Source organism: Xanthobacter albus (genome assembly GCF_043194895.2).
In the GTDB taxonomy this organism is placed as follows: Bacteria; Pseudomonadota; Alphaproteobacteria; order Rhizobiales; family Xanthobacteraceae; genus Xanthobacter.
The window spans coordinates 1,396,849-1,422,675 of the sequence record NZ_CM195532.1 but is presented as its reverse complement, the minus strand read 5'-3'; the positions used below and the strand labels follow the sequence as shown (position 1 = coordinate 1,422,675).

The window sequence follows — 25,827 nt, the reverse complement described above, 5'->3', positions numbered from 1 at the left end:
AGCTTCTGTCAGGTTGATCCGGGATGACGGCGGTCATGCGGGCGAGCCGGCTTCTTTCCATCCTCACCACGCTCCAGGCGCGGGGGCGGGTCACCGCCCGCGCCCTTGCCGACGAATGCGAGGTGTCGCTGCGAACGATCTATCGCGACATCGACGCCCTGAGCGCCGCCGGAATCCCGGTCTACGCCGAGCGCGGATCGGAAGGAGGCTACCGGCTGCTCGACGGCTACCGCGTCCGCCTGAACGGCCTGTCGTCCCGCGAGGCCGGGGCGCTGTTCCTCGCCGGACTGGGCGGCCCCGCCGCCGATCTCGGGCTCGGCGCCGTCATGGCCGCGGCCGAGACGAAGCTGCTCGCGGCGCTGCCGGAGGATGTGCGCTCGAGCGCGGAACGGATGCGCAGCCGCTTCCATCTCGACGCGCCGGCCTGGTTCACCGAGGCCGAGCAGCCCGAGCATCTGGCCGCCATCGCCGATGCCGTCTGGCGACAGGCCGCGATCCAGATCCGCTATCGCAGCTGGAAGGCCGAGAAGAGCCGACGGGTCGAGCCGCTCGGGATCGTGCTGAAGGGCGGGGCCTGGTATCTCGTCGGGCAGGTCGGGGATAGCGCGCGAACCTATCGGATCTCGCGCATGCTTCAGCTCGACATTCTCGCCGAGCATTTCGAGCGGCCCGAAGCGTTCGACCTCCCGGCCTACTGGAAGGCCTCGGCCGACCGGCTGGAAGAGGAGCTTCATCCGGTCACGGCCACCCTTCGCCTCTCTCCGCTCGGGGTGGAGCTTCTGGCAGCGTTCAGCTCGCCTTATGTGCGGGCGCGGACCGCGCTGGGAGCGGAGGCGGATGCCCGGGGATGGCGGACCGCGACGCTGCCCGTCGGCCGGACGCGGCAGGCGGTGGTGGACCTCCTGCGCCTCGGCGCGCAGGCCGAGGTTCTCGATCCGCCGGAGCTGCGGGCCCAGATGGCGGAAATCGCCGCCGGCATGGCCGGGCTCTATCGGGATGCCTCGCCCTGACCGTCATGAGCCCCAAGCTCCGTGTCGCGCGATGCCGGGGTGTGCCGGCGCGAGGGCCGCAAGCGGGCGTGCGGTACGCGGCAGCCCATGCTGGTGCCGGCCATGATCGATGATTTCAGCGGATATATCTGGCGCTGGTTGCCGACACCTCACTACTGTCCGGCCTTGGGGTAACGCGCGAGCTGGATGCGCCCACGGCATCCGGGGCAAGCCTTCAGCCATCGTCTCGGATAACGGCGCCGAGCCGGCCCCCATGGCCGTCCCCAAATGGTGCCGGCAGGCGGGCGTCGCATGGCACGATATCGCGCCGGACAAACCCATCTCGACCGGACGAGGAAAAGGGGCTCGGGTCACATGCTCGCGATATGAGCCGCCAGGCCGGGCGGCATCTGCGCCCCCGCGGTGAAGCGGCGGCAACAGCCTGCATGCAAGACGTTGCGTCATCCCCTCTTTTGGGGACGCCCCGTGGATCACGAAAGCTGCTTGTGCACGCCGGGAGAGACTCCGCGGAGAGCTTGACGGAAGCGGAGCTGTCCCAAAACATACCATCTGGACGGTATCTATTACACATGCTATCGGGACCGCTCCGTATCGCAGCTCCAGCATCTGAAGGTGATGAAGGTGCCCTCCCTTCCATCCTTGTTCCGTCTGCCCCTGGCCGCGTCCCTTCTCGCCACGCTCGCGATCTCCGGTTGCGGCGAGAGCGGCGACGCGGCCGGCCCGGCCGCTCCGCCGCCGGCGCCCGTCGCGGTGGTCACCGTCGAGCCCGAGACGCTGCCCATCACCAACGAGCTGCCCGGCCGCATCGCGCCGACGCGCATCGCCGAGGTGCGTCCGCGCGTCTCCGGCATCCTCGTCGCGCGGGTGTTCGAGCAGGGCAGCGTGGTGAAGGAAGGCGACGTGCTCTACCGGATCGACCCGGCCCCGTTCCGGGTGAAGGTGGACAGCGCCAAGGCGACGCTGGCGCGGGCGGAAGCCACGCGCACCCTCGCCAAGCAGAAGGCCGACCGGCAGACGCAGCTCAAGGACCGGCAGATCACCTCCGACCAGAGCTACGACATCGCCGTCGCGGAGCTCGGCCAGGCCGATGCCGACGTGGCCGCCGCCAGGGCCGGGCTCGACGCCGCCGAGCTCGACCTGCAATATACCGAGGTGCGCGCGCCCATCGGCGGGCGGATCGGGCGGGCGCTGGTGACCGAGGGCGCGCTCGTCAGCGCCACCGATGCGCAGAGCCTCGCCACCATCCAGCAGCTCGATCCCATCTATGCAGACTTCACCCAGTCCGCGAACCAGCTGCTCGCGCTGAAGCGCGCGGCCGAGGCCGAGGCGCGCGCCGCCGGCTCCGATGCCGGGCGGGCGCATGTGGTCCTGAATTTCGACGACGGCACGCGCTATGCCCACATGGGCCGCTTCCTTTTCTCCGAGGCGGCTGTCGACGCCAGCACCGGGCAGATCATCCTGCGCGGCGAATTTCCCAATCCGAGCGGCGATCTCCTGCCGGGCATGTACGTGCGTGTCCAGATCGTCCAGGGCCAGCAGGCCGACGCGCTGGCGGTGCCCGAGCGCGCGGTGCAGCGCGATGCAGGCGGCGCGGCCCATGTCTTCGTCGTCGGCCCCGACAACAAGGCGGAGCTGCGCAAGGTCGCGGCGGGACGGATCGTCAACAACCGCTGGGTGATCGATCGCGGGCTGAAGCCCGGCGACCGGGTGGTGGTGGAGGGCTTCCAGACCCTCGCCCCCGGCGCCGCCGTCGATCCGCAGCCCTGGCAGCCCGGCGTCTCCGCCGCCGGCACCGCCGCCGAACGTTGAGGGAAGCAGATGCCCAGCTTCTTCATCGACCGGCCGATCTTCGCCTGGGTGGTCGCCATCTTCATCATGATCGGCGGCGCCATCGCCATCCCGCTGCTGCCGGTCTCGCAATATCCGAACATCGCCCCGCCGCAGGTCGCGATCTCCACCTCCTATCCCGGCGCCTCGCCGGAGGAGCTCTACCAGGGCGTCACCCGGCTGATCGAAGAGGAGCTGAACGGCATCAACGGGCTCATGTATTTCGAGTCCACCTCGGATACCTCCGGCGCCGTGCAGATCACCGCCACCTTCGCGCCCGGCACCTCGGTGGAGCAGGCCTCGGTGGATGTGCAGAACCGAATTCGGCGGGTGGAATCGCGCCTGCCGCGGCCGGTGGTGCAGCAGGGCATCACCGTGGAGGAAGCGGCGAGCTCCTTCTTGCTCGTGGTCTCCCTCACCTCCACCGACGGCGAGACAGACGAGCTCGCCCTCGGTGACTACGCCACCCGCAACGTGTTGAGCGAGCTGCGGCGGCTCAAGGGCGTCGGCAAGGCCCAGCTCTTCTCGACCCAGCGGGCGATGCGGGTGTGGCTGGACCCCGACAAGATGCTCGGCCTCAGGCTCACCGCCGACGACATCACCCTGGCGATCCAGGCGCAGAACGCCCAGGTGGCCGCCGGCCGCATCGGCGCGCTGCCGAACCCCATCAGCCAGGAGACATCCGCGCCGGTGCTGGTGAAGGGCCAGCTCGGCACGCCGGAGGAGTTCGGCGCGATCGTGCTGCGCGCCAATCCGGACGGCTCCACCGTCCGCCTGCGCGACGTGGCGCGCGTGGAGGTGGGCGGCGAGGACTACAACTTCACCAGCCGCCTCAACGGCCAGCCCAGCGCCTCGGTGGGCGTCCAGCTCTCCGCCACCGGCAATGCCCTCGCCACCGCCCAGGCGGTCAAGGCGAAGATGGCGGAGCTGGAGCGCTTCTTCCCGCCGGGCATCAAGCAGTCCATCCCCTACAACACGACGCCCTTCGTCGAGGTGTCCATCAAGAAGGTGCTGATGACGCTGGCGGAGGCGGTGGCGCTCGTCTTCGTGGTCATGTTCCTGTTCCTGCAGAACGTGCGCTACACCCTCATCCCCACCATCGTGGTGCCGGTGGCGCTGCTGGGCACCTGCGCGGTGATGCTGGCGGCGGGCTTCTCCATCAACGTGCTCACCATGTTCGCCATGGTGCTGGCCATCGGCATCCTGGTGGACGATGCCATCGTGGTGGTGGAGAACGTGGAGCGCCTGATGGCCAGCGAGGGGCTTTCCCCGCGCGAGGCCACCCGCAAGGCCATGGGGCAGATCGGCGGGGCCATCGTCGGCATCACGCTGGTGCTCACCGCCGTGTTCGTGCCCATGGCGTTCTTTCCCGGCGCCACCGGCATCATCTATCGCCAGTTCAGCCTGACCATGGTGGTCTCCATCCTGTTCTCCGGCTTCCTGGCGCTGTCGCTGACACCGGCGATGTGCGCCACCTTCCTGAAGCCCGTCCCCCAGGGGCACCACGACAAGCGCGGCTTCTTCGGCGTCTTCAACCGCGGCTTCGACCGCACCGCGCGGGGCTATCGCGGCCTCGTGGGCTGGGCCGTCGATCGGGCCGGGCGCATGATGATCGCCTATCTGGCGCTGCTCGTCGCGCTCGGCTGGGCATTCGTGCGCCTGCCTTCGGCCTTCCTGCCCACCGAGGACCAGGGCTACCTGATCGTCGACATCCAGAGCCCACCGGAAGCCACCGGCACCCGCACGCTGGAGGCCGTGAAGCAGGTGGAAGCCATTTTCATGAAGGAGAAGGCGGTGGCCGACGTCTTCGCCATCCAGGGCTTCAGCTTCTCCGGCAACGGCCAGAACGCGGCCATCGCCTTCGTGGTGCTGAAGGATTGGAGCGCGCGCGGCCCCGAGGACAGCGCCGAGGCCATCGCCGGGCGCGCGAACATGGAGCTGTCCGGCATCCGCGACGCCATGACCTTCGCCCTCTCGCCGCCGCCCATCGAAGGGCTCGGCACCTCGTCCGGCTTCACCTTCCGCCTCCAGGATCGCTCCAGCCGCGGCCATGCCGCCCTCGATGCGGCGGGTGGCCAGCTCCTCGCCGCCGCCAGCGCGAGCCCGGTGTTGGCGGGACCGCGCATCGAGGGACTCTCCGGCTCGGCGCAGCTCCACCTCGTCATCGACCGGGAAAAGGCGAATGCGTTCGGCGTGGCGTTCGCGGATATCAACTCGGCCATCTCCGCCAGTTTCGGCTCGTCCTATGTGAACGACTTCCCCAATGCCGGCCGCATGCAGCGGGTTTCCGTGCAGGCCGACGCGCCCCGCCGCATGCAGGCGAACGACCTCCTGAAGCTCAACGTGCGCAACGCGTCCGGCGGCATGGTGCCGCTCTCGGCGGTGGCGCGGCTCGAATGGTCGAAGGGGCCCACCCAGATCGTCGGCTTCAACGGCTATCCGGCGCTCCGCCTCGGCGGCGAGGCCGCCCGCGGCAAGTCCTCGGGCGACGCCATCGCGCAGATGGAGCGGCTCGCGGGGCAGCTTCCGCCGGGGTTCGGCTTCGAATGGGCGGGCCAGTCGCTGCAGGAGATCCAGTCCGGCTCCCAGGCGCCGTTCCTGCTCGCCCTCAGCGTGCTGTTCGTGTTCCTGCTGCTGGCTGCGCTTTACGAGAGCTGGTCCATCCCGCTCTCGGTGATCCTGGTGGTGCCGCTCGGCGTCATCGGGTCGGTGGTGGCGGTGATGCTGCGCGACATGCCCAACGACATCTACTTCAAGGTCGGCCTCATCGCCATCATCGGCCTCTCGGCCAAGAACGCGATCCTGATCGTGGAGTTCGCGAAGGACCTGCGGGCGGAGGGACGCTCCCTCCGCGAGGCGGCGCTGGAGGCGGCGTTCCTCCGCTTCCGCCCCATCGTCATGACCTCGCTCGCCTTCATCCTGGGCGTCACCCCGCTGGCCATGGCCGTGGGCGCGAGCGCCGGCAGCCAGAACGCCATCGGCACCGGCGTGCTCGGCGGCATGCTCTCGGCGACCCTGCTGGCGGTGGTGTTCGTGCCCGTGTTCTATGTGGTCGTGTCGCGGGTGTTCGCGCGGCACCGGCCGATGCAGGACGCCGGGGCGGCGGATGCTGAAGAGGGCACGGCATGAGCGAGGCGCATCGCCGCAAGAAGCAGCCCCAGGTGGTGCGCAGCCAGCTTCTGGAGGTGGCGGCCCGGCTGTGCGTGGAGAACGGCCTGCACACCGTGACGCTGGATGCGGTGGCGCGCGCGGCCGGGGTCAGCAAGGGGGGATTGCTGCATCATTTCCCGGCCAAGCGGGATCTGCTGGACGCCTTGCACGAGGAGCTCCTCCGCGGCTTCGAGGCGAGGCTGGAAGAACTGATGGCGCAGGACGTGGACCCCCACGGCCGCTTCACCCGCGCCTATCTCCTCGCCAATCTCGACAGCGCGAGCCATGAGAATGCGGAGCGCTGGAACAGTCTCGCCGTGCTGCTGCTGGCTGAGGCAACCATGCGAGAGCGTTGGGGTGCCTGGATCAGCAACAGGCTGTCAGCCCTCGGCCCGGAGGAAAAGACCGTCGCCATGCAGATCGTGCGCACGGCGGCGGACGGGATATGGCTCGCCGAGCTGACCGACATCGGCGCCCCCTCCGATCGCGAACGCGAGCAGATGATCGAGGCGCTTTTGGCCATGACCCGGAACCGCTGACCCGACGCCAGCCTGCGCCGGCAGCCGGGCCACCTCCGCCGCGGCGAGCGGGATGCGCTCCATGGACCGTCCGCGGCCGGCCGGGCATCCTGCGCCGCGAAGGCCATGCGTGACCCCCGCCGCCGGGCTGCTGCGCGGCCCTGGGGGCAGGCGTGAAATTACATTTTATTTTTCAATTCACTCTGGCCGTCGGCCACGGGTTCAATCCTGTCTCGCAGGCAGCCGCAGGCCCGCGCCTGGGCGGCGGGCCTATTCTCCCGCCTCGGCCATGCCGGCCGGGGCCGGCGCCTCCATGGCCTCCAGGAAGGCGGTGAGCGCAGGCGAGACATAGACCTGCGCGCGGCGGATGAAGAGCGTCTCCACCCGCGCCTCCTCGCGCGGCAGGCGCAGCACCCGGAAGCTGCGCGCCCCGCCGTGGGCCTTCAGCAGGTCCAGGGGCAGCAGCGTCACACCCATGCCGGCGGAGACGCAGGCGAGGATGGCATCGAGGCTGCCGTATTCCAGCGTGCGCGCCACCGCGATGCCGCGCCGCGCCAGCAGCTGCTCCAGCCGCTGACGATAGGAACAGCCCCGGCGGAACACGTAGATGTTGGCGTGTCCCCGTTCGGCGATCACATCGAGGGAGGCGACATCCGGCCCCGCCACGACCGCCAGCTCCTCCAGGAAGGCGCTCCGCGCCACCAGGCGCGGGTGCGCCAGGGGCCCGCACACATAGGCGCCCTCCAGCTCCTGCCGCAGCACCTGCTCCACCAGTTCCGCGGTGGTGCCGGTGCGCAGGGTGAGGTCCACGTCGGGGCATCGGCGGGAGAAGGTCACGAGCCGCTCGCTGAGGCGCAGCGCCATGGTGGTCTCCATGGCGCCGATCGGCAGCGGCCCGCCGGGGATGTCGGAGGCGGCGACCGCGCGCCGCGCCTCACCCAGCAGCCGGCCCACCTCCGCCGCGAACGGCAGCAGCCGCTCGCCCGCGCCGGTGAGCTTCACCCCGCGTGAGTGCCGCTCGAACAGGATGACGTCGAGGTCCGCCTCCAGCTTCTTGATGCGGTTCGTCACGTTGGACTGGGCGGTGTTGAGCCGGGCCGCGGCCCCGCCGATGGAGGCCTCGCGGCTCACCGCGAGAAAAAATTCCAGATCCGCGCTGTTCATGGTTCCGCACCGGTGCAGGAGACGCGCGCTCACACCACGCGCTGCCGGGCCCGCAATCCGCCGGAGGCGGGGCGCTGGCATCTCATTTTCAGATGACTGAGATCAGATCAAACCATTTCAGGAATGTCAAACGCGCTATTAGCCTCGAAAGTCATCAGGTTCATTCCTGCTCAAAAATGAGGCGACCAGGGCCAGAGGCCTCCTCCCAACCCTGGCGCCCCAGCCGGCGGAAATCCGCCATCCAGAAGGGAACAACCACATGACCTCACCAACCAAACCGCAGGCCCGCGAAGATGGCGCCGGGCTCGGCCTCGGCGCCACCGCGATCCTCGCCCTCGCCTATCTCGCCTTCACCGCGCTCGCGGCCTTCGCGCCGGCGCTGCTGGCGGCGCCCGTCACGCCGGGCGGGGCGATCACCTGGGCGTTCGCCGGTGGGCTCGGCGTCATCGCCCTCGGCTTCGCGCTCACCGTCGGCTACGCGGTGGCGGCGAACCGGCGCGAGGCCCCCCTGTTCGAGACGCGGGACGCCGGCGCGGCGGCGGAAGGGGCGGCGCGATGAACACCGTGGCCATCGCCTGCTTCCTCGCCATCGTGCTGCTGTCCCTCGCCATCACCTGGTGGGCGGCGCGCAACACCAAGGGCACGAACGACTTCTACGCCGCCGGCGGCAATGTCACGAGCCTCCAGAACGGCCTCGCGCTGGCCGGAGACGCGCTCTCCGCCGGCGCCTTCCTGGGGCTCACGGGCCTCATCTTCACCAGCGGCTTCGACGGCTACATCTATGCCATCGGCTATTCCACCGGCATGCCCATCGTGGTGTTCCTGCTGGCGGAACGGCTGCGGCGGCTCGGCAGGTTCACCTTCTCGGACGTGGTGAGCCTGAACCTCGACGAGACGCCCATGCGCATCTTCGGGGCGGTCGCGTCCCTGGTGGTGATCGCCTTCTACCTCATCGCCCAGATCGTCGGCGCCGGCGCGCTCATCGAGCTGCTGTTCGGCATCGGCTTCAAGGCGGCGGTGGCGCTCGTGGGGGCGCTGATGATCTGCTACGTCATGTTCGGCGGCATGATGGCCACCACCTGGGTGCAGATCGTGAAGGCCTGCCTGATGCTGGCGGGCGGCGCGCTCATCGCCTTCCTGGTGTTGCAGCGCTTCGGGTTCGATGTCTCCGCCATCCTGAAGGGCGCCGCCGCCGCGCACCCGAAGGGCGAGACCATCCTTGCCCCCGCATCGGCGGCGCGCGCGCCGTTCTCCGCCCTGTCCCTGGCGCTGGCGCTCATGTTCGGCACCGCCGGCCTGCCGCACATCCTCATGCGCTTCTTCACGGTGCCCGATGCCCGCGCGGCGCGGAACTCCGTGGTGTGGGGCACGGCCTTCATCTCCACCTTCTACGCCGCCACCGCCGTGTTCGGCTTCGGCGCCATCCTCATCCTCTCCGGCGAGGCCAGCGCCCTGGGCGCCGACGGCAAGGTGATCGGCGGCGTCAACATGGTGGCCATCCACCTCTCCCGCATCCTGGGCGGCAACGTGATGCTGGGCCTCGTCTCGGCGGTGGCCTTCGCCACCATCCTCGCCGTGGTAGCGGGGCTCACCCTCGCCGGCGCCTCCTCCGTCAGCCACGACCTCTACGCCCGGGTGGTGCTGAAGGGCCACGTGGACGACCGGCAGGAGCTGCGCATCTCCCGCATCGCCACCGTGGTGCTGGGGCTGGAGGCGATCGCCCTCGGCATCGCGTTCGAGGGGCAGAACGTCGCCTACATGATCTCCCTGGCCTTCGCCATCGCCTGCTCGTCCACCTTTCCGGTGCTGCTGCTGTCCATCTACTGGCGGGGCCTCACCACCCGCGGCGCCATCGCCGGCGGCAGCGTCGGGCTGGTGGCGGCGCTGGCGCTCACGGTGCTCGGCCCCTCCATGTGGGTGAAGGTGTTCGGCTTCGCGGCCCCGGTGGTCACGCTCGATCCGCCCACCCTCATCTCCATGCCGCTGGCCTTCCTCACCTGCTGGCTCGTCTCCCGCGCCGGGCGCCCCGCGCCCCTGCCGGCGGCCGCCTGAGCGCGCCCGCCTCCCGCAACCGCGCGCGGACGGCCGCCGCCCGCGCCGCCCCCACCGAAGGCAAGAGAACCATGACCGAAGACCTCCGCACCCGCTCCAACGCCTTCCGCGAGCTGATGGCCATCCGCGCCGGCGCCCCCCTCGCATTAGACGAGGTGACACTGACCGGCGCCGATCCCTTCTTCCGCACGCCGTTCCGCATCGGCGAGGTTTCGGCCGCCGCCCTGGCCGCCCGCGGGGTCGCCGCCAACGACCTGTGGGAGCTGCGCACCGGGCGACGCCAGAAGATCTCCGTCGATGCCCGCGCCGCCGCCGCCACCTCCCTCTCCGGCGGAGAGGAGACGCTGCTCAAGGGGACGGACGGCCGCTACCATCCCATCCCCGCCTCGCCCGCCATGAAGCACATGGTGGCCCTCACCCAGCCCTGGCCGACCGCCGACGGCGGCCACGTCCTGCCCCACACCAACCTGCCCCACCTGGAGCGGCGGGTGCTGGACGTGCTCGCCTGCGAAAGCTCGGTGGAGGGCGTGAAGGCCGGCGTGGGCCGCTGGAAGGCCGACCCGCTGGAGGACGCCCTGGCGGAGGCCCGCGCCTGCGGCGGCAAGGTGCGCACGCCCGAGGAATGGCTCGCCCACCCCCATGGCGCCTATCTCGCCGCCCGGCCGGTGGTGGAGATCACCAAGGTGGCGGACGGCGCGCCGGAGCCGCTGCCCCAGGGCGACGCCCCCATGGCCGGGCTGCGCGTGCTCGATCTCACGCGCATTCTCGCCGGCCCCACCGCCGGCCTCAGCCTCGCCGAGCATGGCGCCGACGTGCTGATGGTGACGGCGCCCGAACTGCCCCAGGTGCCCGCCTTCGTGCGCGACACCAGCCACGGCAAGCGCAGTTCCTTCCTCAACTTCAACCGGCCCGAGGAGGCCGACCGCCTGCGCGCGCTCGTCCGCGCCGCCGATGTGTTCATCGATGGCTACCGGCCGCAGCGCCTCGCCGCCCACGGCTTCGGGGCCGAGCAGCTGATGGCGCTCCGCCCCGGGCTGGTGCACGTCTCCGTCAACTGCTTCGGCTCGGGCGGGCCCTTCGGCGCGCGGGCAGGCTGGGACCAGGTGGCCCAGGCCGTCACCGGTATCTGCCACACCCAGGGGGAGGCCCTTGGCGCGGGCGCGCCGGAACTGACCCCGGTCTTCATGTGTGATTTTCTCACCGGCTTCCTCGGCGCGTTCGGCGCCATGCTGGCCCTCGCCCGCCGCGCGCGGGAAGGCGGCAGCTACCGCGTGCAGGTGTCGCTATGCCAGTCGGCCATGCTTCTGCAGCGCGAGGGGTTGGTCCGGGGCTTCGAGACCGCGCCGGGGCACCTGACGGCGGAGGAGTTCGAGGCGCTCTCGATGCGCGTCGACGGCACCTGCTACGGCGATCTGAAGACCCTGGCGCCTGTGCTGCGGATGTCGCAGACACCTTGCCGGTGGCTCCGCCCCACTCCGCGCCTCGGCAGCGACCGGCCGGAATGGCTGCCCCGCGGCGGTGATGCCGCCTCAGCCCTGCGCGCCGCCGTCTGATCCGCGCACGCCGCTCAGGCACCACGACGCCAGCCCGGCCGCGGCCTGCGGCCCGGTTGGCGCCTGTTCACGCGAATCGGGCGCCGTTCCGCTTGAAGAAAGCGCCATGGCGCTTTCAGCCGGCGCGCGCGCCATGAGCGCCCGCAAGGCACAGGCGCCTTGCCCCCTCTGGTTCCCGCGCTAAGCACACGAAGGCGCGCCCCGCGTTGCGACGGGTCGCCGGCCCCATGAACGCGGCGCCGGTACCCGTTGCGCGTTTCCCGGTCGGCGCTCCCCGAGGCGCGCTGTCTCGGGCCGCTCCCGCCGACGGCCATCGGTCACAGCACCCTTCGCCCGGACCCTGCCGCGCTGCGCGACCCCGAGACGCCGCCCCACCCGCGCCCCTCCGCTGCATCGCCGCTTCATGACGGTCGTCAACGCAAAAAGGCCGGGCGCAGGGCCCGGCCTTTTTCAAAGCTTCACAGATCGAAATCAGTGCGCCGCGTTTCCGAAGCCGCGCTCCAGGGCATCGGCCACCTGCTCGAGGTCCGCAAGATGACGCTCGGCGCGCTGGCGAGCATCGTCGCTCTTGGCGTCCGAAACGTCTTCCTTCGCGTCCTGGATCTGCTGGCGCAGCGTCGCCGGGTCGATCTCCTCCACCGGCTTTGCTTCCTCCGCGAGAACGGTGAGGCCCGCCAGATTCACTTCAGCGAAGCCGCCGCGCACGAAATAGCGCTTCGGTGCACCCTCGCCCTTGATGGTGAGGATGCCCGGCTTGAGCGTGCCGATATAGGGCGCATGGCCCGCGAGCACGCCGAACTCGCCCTCGGCGCCCGGCACGATCACCTCGCTCACGGCGCCGGAGAACACCAGCCGCTCGGGCGAAACCAGTTCAAAGGATAAGCTCGCCATCTTCGTCTCCGGTTCCCTTCTCTCCGGCGCCACCGCGCCGAAGGGGCTCATGGTCCCGCGCCATCCGTCGAAAAACGCCGGGCGAGCCCTGAAGCGCGCGGCGCGACGCCGGGCAGCTGTCGCGTCACACGACACCGCGACCACGAAACACGCCCGCAGCCGCTCGGAATTAGAACCCCAGCGCCACCGCGGCGAAACGGCCGCTGCCGCTTCCACCGAAAAAGCCGCGCCCGGCTTCCCATCACTCAAGTCGTGGGCGCTCGCGTTCTCCGCGAGCGCCCGTCGTCAGCGAAAGCCGATCACGCCGCCTCGGCGGCCAGCTTCTTGCCCTTCTCGATGGCTTCTTCCATGGAGCCAACCATGTAGAAGGCCTGCTCGGGCAGGTAGTCGTACTTGCCTTCCACCAGGCCCTTGAAGCCGGCAATGGTGTCCTTCAGATCCACCAGCTTGCCGGGCGAGCCGGTGAACACTTCGGCGACGTGGAAGGGCTGGGACAGGAAGCGCTCGATCTTGCGGGCGCGCGCCACCGTCAGCTTATCCTCTTCCGAAAGCTCGTCCATGCCCAGGATGGCGATGATGTCCTGGAGCGCCTTGTACCGCTGCAGGGTCTGCTGCACCTGGCGGGCGGTGTTATAGTGCTCCTCGCCGAGGATGGCGGGGGACAGCATGCGCGAGGTGGAGTCCAGCGGGTCCACCGCCGGATAGATGCCCTTCTCCGCGATGGAGCGCGAAAGCACGGTGGTCGCGTCCAGATGGGTGAAGGAGGCGGCCGGCGCCGGGTCGGTCAGGTCGTCGGCGGGCACGTAGATGGCCTGCACCGAAGTGATCGAGCCCTTGGTGGTGGTGGTGATGCGCTCCTGCAGGGCGCCCATGTCGGTGGCCAGCGTCGGCTGATAGCCCACCGCCGAGGGAATGCGACCGAGAAGGGCCGACACCTCGGAACCCGCCTGCGTGAAGCGGAAGATGTTGTCCACGAAGAACAGCACGTCCTGGCCCTGGTCGCGGAAGTGCTCGGCGACCGTGAGGCCGGTGAGCGCGACACGGGCGCGGGCGCCCGGAGGCTCGTTCATCTGGCCGTACACCAGCGCGCACTTGGAGCCCGCCGCAGAGCCACCATGCTCCTTGGGGTCCTTGTTCACGTTGGACTCGATCATCTCGTGGTAGAGGTCGTTGCCCTCACGGGTGCGCTCACCCACGCCGGCGAACACGGAATAGCCGCCGTGCGCCTTCGCCACGTTGTTGATGAGCTCCATGATGAGCACGGTCTTGCCCACGCCGGCGCCACCGAACAGGCCGATCTTGCCGCCCTTGGCGTAGGGCGCGAGCAGGTCCACCACCTTGATGCCGGTGACGAGGATCTCGGCCTCGGTCGCCTGCTCGGCGTAGGACGGCGCCGGCTGGTGAATGCCGCGCTTCAGCTCGAAGGAGATGGGGCCCACCTCGTCCACCGGCTCGCCGATGACGTTCATGATGCGACCCAGCGTGCCGTCGCCGACGGGCACCTGGATCGGCTCGTCGGTGTCCTCGACGACAGCGCCGCGCACGAGACCCTCGGTGGCGTCCATGGCGATGGCGCGCACGGTGTTCTCGCCGAGATGCTGCGCCACCTCGAGAACCAGGCGGTTGCCCTGGTTGGTGGTCTCCAGCGCGTTGAGGATCGCCGGCAGATGGTCGTCGAACTGCACGTCGACGACGGCGCCGATGACCTGGGTGATGCGTCCGACCTTTTTCGCCATTTTCGTCGTCCTTCGTATCTTCGGTCGCGAGGCGTCAGACGGCCTCGGCGCCAGAGATGATCTCGATGAGTTCCTTCGTGATCATGGCCTGGCGGGTGCGGTTGTAGGTGAGCGTCTGCTTCTTGATCATGTCGCCCGCATTGCGGGTGGCGTTGTCCATGGCGCTCATCTGCGCGCCATAGAAGGACGCCTGATTCTCCAGCAGCGCGCGGAAGATCTGCACGGCGATGTTGCGCGGCAGGAGGTCCGCGAGGATCTCCTCTTCCGTCGGCTCGTATTCATAGACCGGCCCCGCGTCGCTGGTGTCGCGCTCGGGGAAGGTCGCGGGGATGAGCTGCTGGGCGGTCGGCACCTGCTGGATCACGCTCTTGAAGTTCGAATAGAAGAGCGTGCAAACGTCGAACGCGCCATCATCGAGCAGGCCCAGCACCTTGGCCGCGATCCCGTGGGCCTCCTTGAAGCCGATGGTGCGCACGCTGCGCAGGTCCACCACCTCAAGGATGCGGTCGGGATAGACGCGGCGCAGCTGCTCGGCGCCCTTGCGGCCGACGCAGAGGATCTTGACCTCCTTACCTTCCGCAATCAGCGCCTGAGCCTTCTCGCGCGCCAGGCGCACGATGGAGCTGTTGAAGGCGCCGCACAGGCCGCGCTCGCCGGTGCAGACCAGAAGCAGATGCGTCTGGGTCCGGCCGGTGCCGGCGAGCAGCACCGGCGCCTGGGAATTGCCGACGATGCCGACGGCAAGATTGCCCAGCACCGTCTCCATGCGCTCGGCATAGGGCCGGGCCGCTTCCGCCGCCTGCTGGGCGCGACGCAGCTTCGCCGCGGCGACCATCTGCATCGCCTTGGTGATCTTCTGCGTCGCCTTCACAGAGGCGATGCGGTTTCTAAGGTCCTTCAGACTCGCCATCGCGCCCGTCCGTCAGGTTCGAGGAACAGGGAGCGCCGCTCAGGCGAAGCTCTTGGCAAAGGCGTCGAGGGCCTTCGTCAGCTTCTCGGCGGTGTCCTTGGCCAGTTCCTTGGAGGTGCGGATCGCCTCCAGGATCTCCGGATGCTGAGAGCGCAGCGCCAGCAGGAGACCCTGCTCGAACTCGCGCACCTTGGAAACCGGCAGCGGATCAAGGTAGCCGTTGGTGCCGGCGAAGATCACCGCCACCTGCTCCTCGACCTTGAGGGGCGAGAACTGGCTCTGCTTGAGCAGCTCGGTGAGGCGGGCGCCGCGGTTCAGCAGCTTCTGGGTCGAGGCATCGAGGTCCGAGCCGAACTGGGCGAAGGCCGCGAGCTCACGGTACTGGGCGAGCTCGCCCTTGATCTTGCCCGCCACCTGCTTCATCGCCTTGATCTGGGCCGAGGAGCCCACGCGCGACACCGACAGGCCGACGTTCACCGCCGGGCGGATGCCCTGGTAGAACAGGTCGGACTCGAGGAAGATCTGACCGTCGGTGATGGAGATCACGTTGGTCGGGATGTAGGCCGACACGTCGTTGGCCTGGGTCTCGATGACCGGGAGGGCGGTGAGCGAGCCGGCGCCGTTGGCGTCGTTCAGCTTGGCCGCGCGCTCCAGCAGGCGGGAGTGCAGGTAGAACACGTCGCCGGGATAGGCCTCGCGGCCCGGCGGGCGGCGCAGCAGCAGCGACATCTGGCGGTAGGCCACGGCCTGCTTGGACAGGTCGTCGTGGATGATGAGCGCGTGCATGCCGTTGTCACGGAAGAACTCGCCCATGGCGGTGCCGGTGAACGGCGCCAGGAACTGCATGGGAGCCGCGTCGGAGGCGGTGGCGGCGACGACGATCGAATATTCGAGCGCGCCCTGCTCCTCCAGCACTTTCACGAACTGGGCGACGGTGGAGCGCTTCTGGCCCACCGCGACATACACGCAGTAGAGCTTGGCCTTCTCGTCGGTGCCCTGGTTGATGGGCTTCTGATTCAGGATCGAATCGAGCGCGACGGCGGTCTTGCCGGTCTGGCGGTCGCCGATGATGAGCTCGCGCTGACCGCGGCCGATCGGGATCAGGGCGTCGATGGCCTTGAGGCCGGTCTGCATGGGCTCATGCACGGACTTGCGCGGAATGATGCCCGGAGCCTTCACGTCGACGCGGCGACGCTCGGTGTACTCGATGGGGCCCTTGCCGTCGATCGGGTTGCCGAGGGCGTCCACGACGCGGCCGAGCAGGCCCTTGCCCACGGGGGCGTCCACGATGGCGCCGGTGCGCTTGACGGTCTGGCCTTCCTTGATCTCACGGTCGGAGCCGAAGATCACGATGCCGACGTTGTCGATCTCGAGGTTCAGCGCCATGCCGCGCGTGCCGTTCTCGAACTCGACCATCTCGCCGGCCTGGACATTGTCGAGGCCGTAGACGCGGGCGATGCCGTCGCCGACGGAGAGAACCTGCCCGACCTCGGACACCTCGGCCTCCTGGCCGAAGTTCTGGATCTGCTCCTTGAGGATGGCAGAAATTTCAGCGGCTCGAATGTCCATCAGCGGACCTCTTTCATCGCATGCCGGATAGAATTGAGTTTGGTCTTCAGCGAAGCGTCGACCATGCGGGAGCCGAGCTTCACGATGAGACCACCGAGGATGGACGGGTCGACGGTGACGTCGAGCTGCACGTCCTTGCCGGTCTTGCTGGCCAGCGCCTCCTTCAGCTCCGCGAGATGCGCGTCGCTCAGGGGCTGAGCCACCGTCACCTGCGCCGTGGTCTCACCGCGCTTGGCGGCCACCAGGGCGCTGAAGTCGGCGATCATCTGCGGGAGCGCGAACAGGCGGCGGTTCTGCGCCACCAGCTTCACGAAATTGCCCGCGAGACCGCCGATCTCGGCCTTTTCCAGAATCGCGGTGATAGCGGAAAGCTGCACATCGGCCGTGAAGACGGGACTCTTCACCAGCCGCGCCAGATCCGCACTTTCGGCAATGAGGGCCGACAGGCGATCGAGATCCGCTTTCACGGAATCAATGGCGCCGGCTTCATCCGCCAGTTCGAACAGCGCGGTCGCGTAGCGCCCCGCCATGCCTGACACGATCGTATCCGCCACCCGCACCTCTCTCGGATTTGCAGCCGCCCCCCGGGCACGCTTGCCCCGGCTATGACCCAAACCCTTGATCTGTTGGGAATATTATGGTGTGACCTCGCCAGCGGGCGAAACCCCACCCTCGAAATCCCGGGTTGCCTAACACAGGCCGATCTAGGCGGCAACATGACCGAAGGATGGCACCTAGGCCGCATTGCCGCACCGGGAGCATCTCATTGCCGTCGCGGAGCTACCGCGAGCTGTGGCAACAGGCGCCCACAGGCGCCCTGCCCTTGCGTGAAGGCGGCGCCCGGAACCGCCGGAAGCCGCATGAATGCAGGAAAAGCCCGAAGGCGGCTCAGAATCCGCGACGTCACGCGCGCCACAACCGTTGCATGAATGCAGCGGCTGAGGATTTAAGAAAGCGCCCCCGCGCAAAGATTGAGCGGAGGCGCTGTTCTGCATGAATTTTCGGCAGCCCGAGGGAGCCGAAGGCTCAGTTCGCCTGCGTAGTCTTGTTCGTGCTCGCGGGGAAGGCGGCGTTCTTCACGGTGCCCTCCATCAGCTCCACCGCCAGCTTGAGCTGGGTGTCGTCCTTCGGGTCCGGCGGCACATAGGAGGGCGAACCCGCCTGCTCGTCCTCGCCGTTCTTGAGATGCCCCTTGAGCGAGGCTTCGCCGCGGGTGGGGTCGCCGGAAGCGCCGAGCTTGGCCTTCACGTCGTCGGGCATGTCCTGCACCAGGACGATGTCGGGCTCGATGCCCTTGGCCTGGATGGAGCGGCCCGAAGGCGTGTAGTAGCGCGCGGTGGTCAGGCGCAGCGCCCCGTTCTGGCCGAGCGGGATGATGGTCTGCACCGAGCCCTTGCCGAAGGTGCGCGAGCCGAGCACGGTCGCGCGCTTCTGGTCCTGCAGCGCGCCGGCCACGATTTCCGAGGCCGAGGCCGAGCCGCCGTTGACCAGCACGATCACCGGCTTGCCCTTGGTGAGGTCGCCGCCGCGCGCATTGAAGCGCTGCGTCTCCTCCGGATTGCGGCCGCGGGTCGAGACGATCTCGCCGCGGTCGAGGAAGGCGTCCGACACCGCGATCGCCTGATCCAGGAGGCCGCCGGGGTTGTTGCGCAGGTCGATGATGTAGCCCTTGATCTTGTCCGGGCCGATCTCGGCGGTGAGATCGTCCACGGCCTTCTTCAGGCCATCGTAGGTCTGCTCGTTGAAGGAGTTGACGCGAATGTAGGCGATGTCGCCATTCTCCACCCGCGAGCGCACAACCTTGATCTTGATGGTGTCGCGCGTCACCTTCAGGTCGAGCGGCTTGTCGACGCCCTTGCGCACGATGGTGAGGGTGATGGGCGTGCCCACCGCGCCGCGCATCTTGTCCACGGCCTCGTTCAGGCTCAGGCCCTGCACCGCGTCGCCGTTGAGCTTGGTGATGAGGTCGCCGGCCAGCACGCCGGCCTTGGCCGCGGGGGTGTCCTCCATGGGAGCGACCACCTTCACCAGGCCGTCCTCCATGGTCACCTCGATGCCGAGGCCGCCGAACTCGCCCTTGGTCTGCACCTGCATGTCGCGGTGGTTCTTCGCGTCCATGTAGGAGGAGTGGGGATCGAGCGACTGCAGCATGCCGTTGATGGCCGACTCGATCAGCTTCGAGTCCTCCGGCTTTTCCACGTAGTCCGAGCGCACGCGCTCGAACACGTCACCGAAGAGGTTGAGCTGACGGTAGGTGTCCGAAGACGCCGCCTCGGCCGCCGTGCCGAGGATGGCGCGCGGCTGCACCGCGGCGACGGCCACCAGGGCGCCGGCTGCGACGCCGAAAAGAAAAAGGGATGTCCGACGCATTATCCGCGCACCTTCCGACTTTCCGTTGCCGCCCACCAGGGGGCGGGATCGATCGAGACTCCGTCCTTGCGGAATTCAACATACAATTGGGGCTGTCCCGAGGCCGTGCCAAGGGGGGAGCTCCCAGGCGCGGGCGCGCCCGGACGCGCCAGACCACCCATGACCGCCACCGGCTCGCCCGCGAGGACGAACTGGCCCAGCTCCACGGTGATCTTTTCCATGCCCGCCATCAAGATATGGTATCCGCCGCCCGCGTTGATGATCAAGAGTTGGCCGTAGCTGCGGAACGGCCCCGCATAGACCACCCAGCCGTCGGCCGGCGCGGTCACCGGAGCCCCGGCGCGGGTGGCGATGGTGAGGCCCTTGGCGGCCGCGCCCACGTCGTCCGCCGCCCCGAAATCGCGCAGGCGCACCCCCGCCACCGGCAATGGCAGCAAGCCCTTGGCCTCGACGAAGGGCACCGCGGGGGCGATGCGCGCGGGGTTCTGGAGGGCGGCGAGATCGGGCTTGGCGCCGACGGGCGGCTCCGGCGCGGCGCGCGCGGCATCTGCGGCGCGGGCGGCGGGAGGCACCTCCGTCTCCAGGCGGCTCACGAGATCGTGCACGTCGGGGGCGTTCCGCGCCAGCGAATCGGCCTGCGCCTTCTCTCCCTGCGGCAGGGGATGTTCCTCCGCCTGGCGGCGCTGGCGCTCGCCCACCAGAGCGGCGAGGCGCTTCCTGTCCTGCTCCAGGGCCGCGCGCAGCTGGCCGAGGCTCTCGCGCGCCGCCGTCAGCTCTCCGCGCACGCGCACCAGCTCGGAGAGGTCGGCCGCCAGCGTCTCCGCCTCCACCCGCATCTCCGGCAGCAGCGCGCCGAGCAGGATGGCCGAGCGCACCGCGTCGAGGGCGTCATCGGGGCGCATCAGCAGCGCCGGCGGCGGGTTGCGGCCCATGCGCAGCAGCGCCGCCAGCACCTCCGCCAGCACGCCGCGCCGCTTAGCGAGGGAGGCGGTGAGCGCCGAGGCCGACGTGTCCAGCGCCGCGATGCGGCCCTCCACGTCGATGAGCTGCTGCTCCACCGTCCGCGAGCGGCCGGCGGTCTCGATGAGCAGGGCGTTGAGCTTGGCGCGGTCGCCCTTGGCGGCCTCCAGCTCGGCGGCGATGCGTTTCTGGAAGTCCTCCCCGCTCTTCACATCCGCCTTGAGGGCGTCGGTGTCGATGCCCCTGGCGGCGCGGGCGGGCGGAACGGGGGGCAGCGGCGCGCCCGGCGGCGGGCGCGCGGGAAGCTGGAGCGCGGGGGTCCCCGCCGGATCCTGCCCGCGCGCCGGCACCACCAGCCCCGCAAGGCCGATGGCGAGGGCGCACAGGAGCGGGCCGGGTCGCAGCATCATGAATCAATGCTTAAGGCGACGGGAGTTGAAGAGACGTAAAGGCGCCCGCCCGCGGCACCGGAAATCCTTGCCCGAGGGGGGCCCGCCGCGACGGCCGGCCTCCCTCGGGGAACCCGCCTCAGGCGGCTTCCATGCCTTCCAGCTCAGTGATCATCCGGTCGATGAGCGAGAGGCCGGTCTGCCAGAAAGCGGGATCCCGCGCGTCGAGGCCGAACGGGGCGAGCAGCTCGGAATGGTGCTTGGTGCCGCCGGCCGACAGCATCTGGAGGTAGCGCTCGGCGAAGCCGTCCGCCGCCTTCTCGTAGACCGCGTAGAGCGAGTTCACGAGGCAGTCGCCGAAGGCATAGGCGTAGACGTAGAAGGGCGAGTGGATGAAGTGCGGGATGTAGGTCCAGAAGGTCTCGTAGCCGGCGCCGAGGTTGATGGCCGGGCCGAGGCTCTCGCTCTGCACCTTCATCCAGATCTCGCCCAGCGCCTCGGAGGTCAGCTCGCCCTTGCGGCGCTCGGTGTGGACGTGGCGCTCGAAGGTGTAGAAGGCGGTCTGGCGCACCACCGTGTTGATCATGTCCTCCACCTTCTGGGCCAGCATGATCTTGCGGGCCTGGGCGGTCTCGGCCTTGTCCAGCAGGCGGCGGAAGGTGAGCATCTCGCCGAACACGGATGCGGTCTCGGCCAGGGTCAGCGGGGTCGGCGCCATCAGCGCGCCCTGGCGGGCGGCGAGCACCTGGTGCACCCCGTGGCCGAGCTCATGGGCGAGGGTCATCACGTCCCGCGGCTTGCCCTGGTAGTTGAGCAGCACGAACGGATGGGCCGAGGGCACGGTGGGGTGCGCGAACGCGCCCGGCGACTTGCCGGGCCGGGTCGGCGCGTCGATCCAGTCCTTGTCGAAGAAGACCCCGGCGATCTCGGCCATGCGGGGAGAGAAGGCGCCGTAGGCGGAGAGCACGGTGTCCTTCGCCTCGCCCCAGCCGATGTCGCGGGTGATGACCTTGGGCAGGGGCGCGTTGCGGTCCCAGAACTCCAGCTTGTCCTTGCCGAACCAGCGGGCCTTCAGCGCGTAGTAGCGGTGGGAGAGGCGCGGATAGGCGGCGCGGATCGCCTCCACCATGGCGTCCACCACCTCCTGCTCCACCCGGTTGGCGAGGTGGCGGGAGGAGGCGACATCGGGGAAGCCGCGCCAGCGGTCGGAGATCTCCTTGTCCTTCGCCAGCGTGTTGGTGACGAGGGAGAACAGCCGCACGTTCTTGGAGAAGGTGTCCGCGAGCGCGAGGCCGGCGGCGCGGCGCACCTCTTCCTTGGGGTCCTGCATCTGGTTCAAGGTGGGCTCGATGGCCAGCTCCTGCCCGTTCACCGAGAAGCGCAGGGAGGAGATGGTCTCGTCGAACAGCCGGCTCCAGGCGGAGCGGGAGGTGGTCGCCTTCTCGTGGAAGAGCTGCTCCACCTTGTCGTCGAGCTGGTAGGGCTTGTCCTTGCGCAGGTCCTCGATCCACGGCCGGTAGTGTCCGAGGGCGGGCACCGCCATGGCGGCCTCCAGGGCCGCGTCGTCGAGGCGGTTCAGCTCCAGCGTGAAGAACAGCAGGTGGGTGGAGGCGTCGGTGAGCCGCTCCTGGATGTCGCCGTAGAACTTGGCGCGCGCGGCATCGGAGGTGTCGCCCGCATAGACGAGGCTGCCGTAGGAGGCGATGCGGCCGAGCAGGTCGTCGATCTCCTCGTAGCGCCGCACCGCGGCGCCCAGCGTCGCGCCCGCCTCGGGGCTGGCGAGGATGCCGGCGAGCTTGCCCTTGTAGGCCTCCTCGAACCCCTTGCACTCGATGTCCGCCTTGATGAGGTCGGCCTCAAGCTCCGGCGCGTCCATGCCGGAATAGAGATCGGAGAGGTTCCACTCGGGCAGCTGCTCGGACACGGCGGCGCCACCGGCGGACGCCGCGCGGACCACGGCCGGATGCGCCGCGCCGGAAGCGGCGCCGGCGGGCGCGGCGGCGGGGAACGGCAGGTCTGCGGGGCGGCGATGAAGCGACATGGAACCTCCGGCGGGATCGGGCGTGCGGGACGGCGAGGGCGCCCGGCGGCCCCCTCATAGCGTGGTGCACACGATCACCTCAATGCGCCGTCGCCGCAAGCCGGCACGCCGGCCGCGGGACGGCGCACGAATGCGTGAAGCTCAGACTTGCTTAACCAAACGCGCCCAATCTGGGTATGTTCGCACCACGCCGGAATCCCATGAAACCCTTGCTGCTGCTGGTCGAAGACGACCCCGTGGAAGCGCGCCGACTCGAATCGGCCGTGCACCTCCTGGGCTACGACGCCGCCCTCGCCCGCGATGGGGACGAGGCGCTGGCCCTCATGGAACGCATGGCGTTCGACGTGGTGCTGCTCGATCTGGTGCTGCCGGAGCTCGACGGCATGGGCGTGCTCGGCGCCATGAAGGCGCGCGGCATCCGCGTACCGGTGGTGGCGGCGGTGACCGCCGAGGGCATAGACACCGCGGCCTCGGCCATCCGCGCCGGCGCGCGGGATTTCGTGGTGAAGCCGGCCGGCGCGCTGCGACTGCAGGTTGCGCTCGCCAACGCCATGGCCCTCGCCAACGTGCCGGCAGCCGGGACGCCGATGCCGAAGAAGGCGTCGCCGGAGAGGGCCGAGGCGCTCGCCGGGGAGGCCCGAATCACCCCGGTGGAGGCCGGCAGCGGCCGCCGCCCCGTCCTCCATCTGGTGGGGGAGCGGCCCGAGGCGCCTCCCGCCTGCGACCCGCCGGCGGCGCCCGCGCCATGGGTGGATCGCGGCGGCCATGTGCGGCCGCTGGAGGAGATCGAGGAGAAGGCCATCCGCTTCGCCTGCGCCCATTACGACGGCCGGCTCACGGAGGTGGCGCGCCGGCTCGGCATCGGCCGCTCCACCCTTTATCGCAAGCTTTCACGGCTCGGGCTCGCCGCCTATGACGGCACCCGGCCACCCCCGAATATGGAACCTATTGCAGCCCTGTTTGTTGCCGCTGAGTGACAAGCTCACGAAAACGCCGCGCGGCGCGCGGTTGTGAGTTGATCGGATACCTACGGCACGGCACCAGATGACAAGGGCCAGCGGCGAGGAGATGACCATGGAGGTCGAGGAGCACGTGGAGACGCGGACGGCACGCCGGTACGCCATGCGGAGCCGCGCGAAGGAACGCCGGCTCGCCCACACGCTCGGCGTGAGCCTTGCCGGTCTTGCGCTTGCCCTCTCCTGGCTTCCCGCGGCGCAGGCGGGACCTGCCGACGCGCCGCAGGCCATGTCCCCCGCCGCCGCCTCGGCCCGCGCGCTGCTGAACGGCCCGCGCCCCGCCGCTCCCGTGACCACCAATGCCGGCATGGGCACCACCGACCCGCCCCGGCGCACCGCCGCCGCCATCGCGGGTGGCGTGGATGCGGCCGGCAGCGGCGAGCATGCGCCGGCCCGGCCCGTGGCGGGCGGCATCGATGCCGCCGGCAACGGCGAGAGCGCGCCGCCGGCCCGCGCCGCGACCTCCCCGGCCGCGCCCCTCTCCTCTTCCTCCTCCCCCGCGAGCACGCCGCCGGCTCCGGCCCAGGCGCGTGACGCCGCGCCCCTCGCGCCGGCGGCGAGCCAGGCGAGCGCGCCCGCGCATGCCGAGCCCACGGCTCCGGCAGCCGCACCGCGCGCCGCCGAATCGGCGCCCACCTCCCCCGCTCCGGCGGCACCGGCCACGGCGCAGGGCGCCCCGACGCCCGCCTCCTCGGGCCCGGCCACGAACGCCCAGGCCCCCGCCGGCACGCCGGCCATCGCCGCCGCGCCCTCGGGCCCGCTGGCGCCGGTGGCCGAGGCGGTCGCCGTGCAGCTCGCGGAACCTTCCGGCCTCGGCGCCACCAAGAAAGAGACCGAGGCGCTCACCGCCTTCTATGGTGCCCGCCTGGGCCTGCCGGTGTTCGTGGACGAGCGGGGCGTGAATGCGCGCGGCGCGGCCGCGCTCGCCCGCTTCGCCGCCGCCGGCGATGACGGGCTCGACCCCGCCGATTATGCGGTCGCCACCCCGCCGCGCGGCGCCGATGCCGCCACCCTGGCCGCCACCGAGCTGCGGCTCGCCGTGGCCGCTCTCACCTATGCCCGCCACGCCCAGGCAGGCCGCTTCGAGCCGAGCCGCATCTCCGCGCTGGTGACGCCCACCCGCGAGATCCCCGATCCCGGCGCCGTGCTCGCCGCCCTCTCCCAGGCGGGAGACGTCAACGCCGCCCTCGCCGCCTTCAACCCGCCCCACGCCGGCTACAAGGCGCTGAAGGCGAAGCTGGCGGAAAGCGCGCGGCCCCGCACCACCGCCCAGGTGGTCATCCCCTCCGGTGGCCTGCTGAAGCCCGGCGACAGCGATCCCCGCGTGCCCGCGCTGCGCACCCGCCTCGGCCTTTCCGGCATGCCGGGCGACCTCACCTATGACGACGCCCTCGTCGGCGCCGTGAAGGCGTTCCAGGACACCGTGCGGCTGAAGCCCACGGGCGTGGTGGGCGCCACCACGGTGGCCGCCCTCAACCGGGGTGCCCCTGCCGCGCCCGGCGTGGAGGCGAAAGCCGACATCATCGCCAACATGGAGCGCTGGCGCTGGCTGCCCCGCGACCTCGGCGCCTATTACGTGTGGGTGAACATCCCCGAATACGTCGCCCGCGTCCACGAGGGCGAGAAGGTCATCCACGAGACCCGCATCGTGGTGGGCAAGAAGGAGACGCCCACCCCGCTGCTGAGCCAGGACATGCGCTACGCGGTGGTGAACCCGGCCTGGAACATCCCGCCCTCCATCGCCCGCAACGAGATGATGCCCCTCCTGCGCTCGGACCCCGAGGCCCTGTCGCGGCGCGGCATCGAGGTGGTGCGCAACGGCTCCGGCGGCTACACCTTCCGCCAGTCCCCCGGCGAGCGGAACGCCCTCGGCCGCATCAAGTTCATGTTCCCCAACGACCATTCGGTCTACCTGCACGACACGCCCTCCAAGACGCTGTTCGCGCGCGAGCAGCGGGCCTTCAGCCACGGCTGCATGCGTGTCCAGGACCCGCTGGAATTCGGCGAGGTGCTGTTCAACATCGGCCTGCCGGGCGAGAGCTGGACCGCCCAGCGCATCGGCAAGATGTTCGGCGGCAAGGAGCGCTACGTGACCCTGAAGCAACGCATTCCGGTGCACGTGGTCTATTTCACCACCTTCGTGAACGACGCCGGCCGGCTGGAGACGCACGAGGACATCTACGGCATCAATGCCGAGGTGAAGTCGCGGCTCGGCCTCGATGCCGCCAAGCGGCGCATCGCCGAGAGCGGCGCAACGCCCCGGCGCTGATTCGGCCCTGGAGCAGCACCCGCGCGGCCGCGAAGCGCGGCGGCGCGGTTTTAGCCGCACATGACATTCCGCTTGGTCACCTGCGGAAAGACAAATTTATTCAGCAAAAACAATGCGCGGCGACGTAGCTTACGGAGCCCTCCCGCGCGCCGATGCCCGTGAATTGCGCCAACATGCCGCACTGCGAGAAGGCGAACAACAGCCGGCCTTGCTTGCCTATGGTACTCCCGCCACAGCCACGCGCCAGCTTCCAGCACGTTTTCGCCATGTTCCGCCTCTAGCCAAAGCGGCACAGGCGTGGTCACGACGGCGTGACCGCCGCGCGTGCCAAGCGTTGGGAGGGGCGGGTGTCAATTCACCCTTAACCTAACCCGGCAAGACTCCGTTAGCGTCGCGGTTCGC

General features: G+C 69.8%; 18 protein-coding genes. 9 read left to right on the top strand and 9 right to left on the bottom strand.

Annotated features, from left to right (window positions below; genetic code table 11):
• The first annotated feature begins 35 nt into the window (after positions 1-35).
• From V5F75_RS06390 to V5F75_RS06375, 4 genes are all read left to right on the top strand, one after another.
• Positions 36-1,010: a helix-turn-helix transcriptional regulator gene (locus V5F75_RS06390; protein ID WP_394033663.1), complete on the top strand. Its 975-nt coding sequence runs from the start codon at positions 36-38 to the stop codon at positions 1,008-1,010.
• A gap of 615 nt (positions 1,011-1,625) precedes the next feature.
• Positions 1,626-2,819 carry an efflux RND transporter periplasmic adaptor subunit gene (locus tag V5F75_RS06385; RefSeq protein WP_394033618.1) on the top strand — a complete coding sequence of 398 codons (1,194 nt, stop codon included), beginning with the start codon at positions 1,626-1,628 and terminating at the stop codon, positions 2,817-2,819.
• 9 nt (positions 2,820-2,828) lie between these two features.
• A complete protein-coding gene (locus tag V5F75_RS06380) occupies positions 2,829-5,966 on the top strand; it encodes a multidrug efflux RND transporter permease subunit (RefSeq protein WP_394033617.1) in 3,138 nt (1,045 codons plus the stop codon).
• Positions 5,963-6,526: a TetR/AcrR family transcriptional regulator gene (locus V5F75_RS06375; RefSeq protein WP_394033616.1), complete on the top strand. Its 564-nt coding sequence runs from the start codon at positions 5,963-5,965 to the stop codon at positions 6,524-6,526. The genes V5F75_RS06380 and V5F75_RS06375 overlap by 4 nt, the downstream gene beginning before the upstream one ends.
• Before the next feature lie 249 nt (positions 6,527-6,775).
• Here V5F75_RS06375 and V5F75_RS06370 read toward each other — a convergent pair whose 3' ends face one another.
• Positions 6,776-7,669, bottom strand: a complete 894-nt coding sequence (locus tag V5F75_RS06370; protein ID WP_394033615.1) for a LysR family transcriptional regulator — start codon at positions 7,667-7,669, stop codon at positions 6,776-6,778.
• Positions 7,670-7,928: 259 nt separating this feature from the next.
• On the opposite strand from V5F75_RS06370, the gene V5F75_RS06365 reads away from it, so the two are divergent.
• The 3 genes from V5F75_RS06365 to V5F75_RS06355 all read left to right on the top strand — a co-directional run bounded on the left by V5F75_RS06365 (position 7,929) and on the right by V5F75_RS06355 (position 11,274).
• Entirely contained in the window at positions 7,929-8,228 is a 300-nt protein-coding gene (locus V5F75_RS06365; RefSeq protein ID WP_394033614.1) for a DUF485 domain-containing protein, read from the top strand.
• Positions 8,225-9,721, top strand: a complete 1,497-nt coding sequence (locus tag V5F75_RS06360; protein WP_394033613.1) for a sodium:solute symporter family transporter — start codon at positions 8,225-8,227, stop codon at positions 9,719-9,721. The genes V5F75_RS06365 and V5F75_RS06360 overlap by 4 nt, the downstream gene beginning before the upstream one ends.
• 71 nt (positions 9,722-9,792) lie before the next feature.
• Positions 9,793-11,274 carry a CoA transferase gene (locus tag V5F75_RS06355; protein ID WP_394033612.1) on the top strand — a complete coding sequence of 494 codons (1,482 nt, stop codon included), beginning with the start codon at positions 9,793-9,795 and terminating at the stop codon, positions 11,272-11,274.
• Positions 11,275-11,745: 471 nt separating this feature from the next.
• On the opposite strand, the gene V5F75_RS06350 is transcribed toward V5F75_RS06355, so the two are convergent.
• From V5F75_RS06350 to V5F75_RS06315, 8 genes are all read right to left on the bottom strand, one after another.
• Positions 11,746-12,165 carry a F0F1 ATP synthase subunit epsilon gene (locus V5F75_RS06350; RefSeq protein ID WP_394033611.1) on the bottom strand — a complete coding sequence of 140 codons (420 nt, stop codon included), beginning with the start codon at positions 12,163-12,165 and terminating at the stop codon, positions 11,746-11,748.
• Positions 12,166-12,464: 299 nt separating this feature from the next.
• Complete coding sequence (gene atpD / locus V5F75_RS06345) at positions 12,465-13,901, bottom strand: F0F1 ATP synthase subunit beta (RefSeq protein ID WP_394033610.1); 1,437 nt, start codon at positions 13,899-13,901, stop codon at positions 12,465-12,467.
• A 34-nt stretch (positions 13,902-13,935) separates the two neighbouring features.
• On the bottom strand, positions 13,936-14,811 hold the full coding sequence (locus V5F75_RS06340; protein ID WP_394033609.1) for a F0F1 ATP synthase subunit gamma: 876 nt from the start codon (positions 14,809-14,811) through the stop codon (positions 13,936-13,938).
• A 39-nt stretch (positions 14,812-14,850) separates the two neighbouring features.
• On the bottom strand, positions 14,851-16,380 hold the full coding sequence (gene atpA / locus V5F75_RS06335; protein ID WP_394033608.1) for a F0F1 ATP synthase subunit alpha: 1,530 nt from the start codon (positions 16,378-16,380) through the stop codon (positions 14,851-14,853).
• Entirely contained in the window at positions 16,380-16,940 is a 561-nt protein-coding gene (locus V5F75_RS06330) for a F0F1 ATP synthase subunit delta (protein WP_394033607.1), read from the bottom strand. Before V5F75_RS06330 ends, atpA begins: the two co-directional genes overlap by 1 nt.
• A gap of 466 nt (positions 16,941-17,406) precedes the next feature.
• Positions 17,407-18,753: a S41 family peptidase gene (locus V5F75_RS06325; protein WP_394033662.1), complete on the bottom strand. Its 1,347-nt coding sequence runs from the start codon at positions 18,751-18,753 to the stop codon at positions 17,407-17,409.
• Positions 18,750-20,120 (bottom strand): murein hydrolase activator EnvC family protein, encoded by a 1,371-nt coding sequence (locus tag V5F75_RS06320; protein ID WP_394033606.1) that lies wholly within the window; start codon positions 20,118-20,120, stop codon positions 18,750-18,752. Before V5F75_RS06320 ends, V5F75_RS06325 begins: the two co-directional genes overlap by 4 nt.
• 118 nt (positions 20,121-20,238) lie before the next feature.
• On the bottom strand, positions 20,239-22,140 hold the full coding sequence (locus V5F75_RS06315; protein ID WP_394033605.1) for a M3 family oligoendopeptidase: 1,902 nt from the start codon (positions 22,138-22,140) through the stop codon (positions 20,239-20,241).
• Between the two features lie 200 nt (positions 22,141-22,340).
• On the opposite strand from V5F75_RS06315, the gene V5F75_RS06310 reads away from it, so the two are divergent.
• Both V5F75_RS06310 and V5F75_RS06305 read left to right on the top strand, forming a co-directional pair.
• Positions 22,341-23,117, top strand: coding sequence for a response regulator (locus V5F75_RS06310; RefSeq protein WP_394033604.1), 777 nt, complete (start codon positions 22,341-22,343; stop codon positions 23,115-23,117).
• A 91-nt stretch (positions 23,118-23,208) separates the two neighbouring features.
• Entirely contained in the window at positions 23,209-25,425 is a 2,217-nt protein-coding gene (locus V5F75_RS06305) for a L,D-transpeptidase scaffold domain-containing protein (RefSeq protein WP_394033603.1), read from the top strand.
• Positions 25,426-25,827 lie beyond the last annotated feature (402 nt).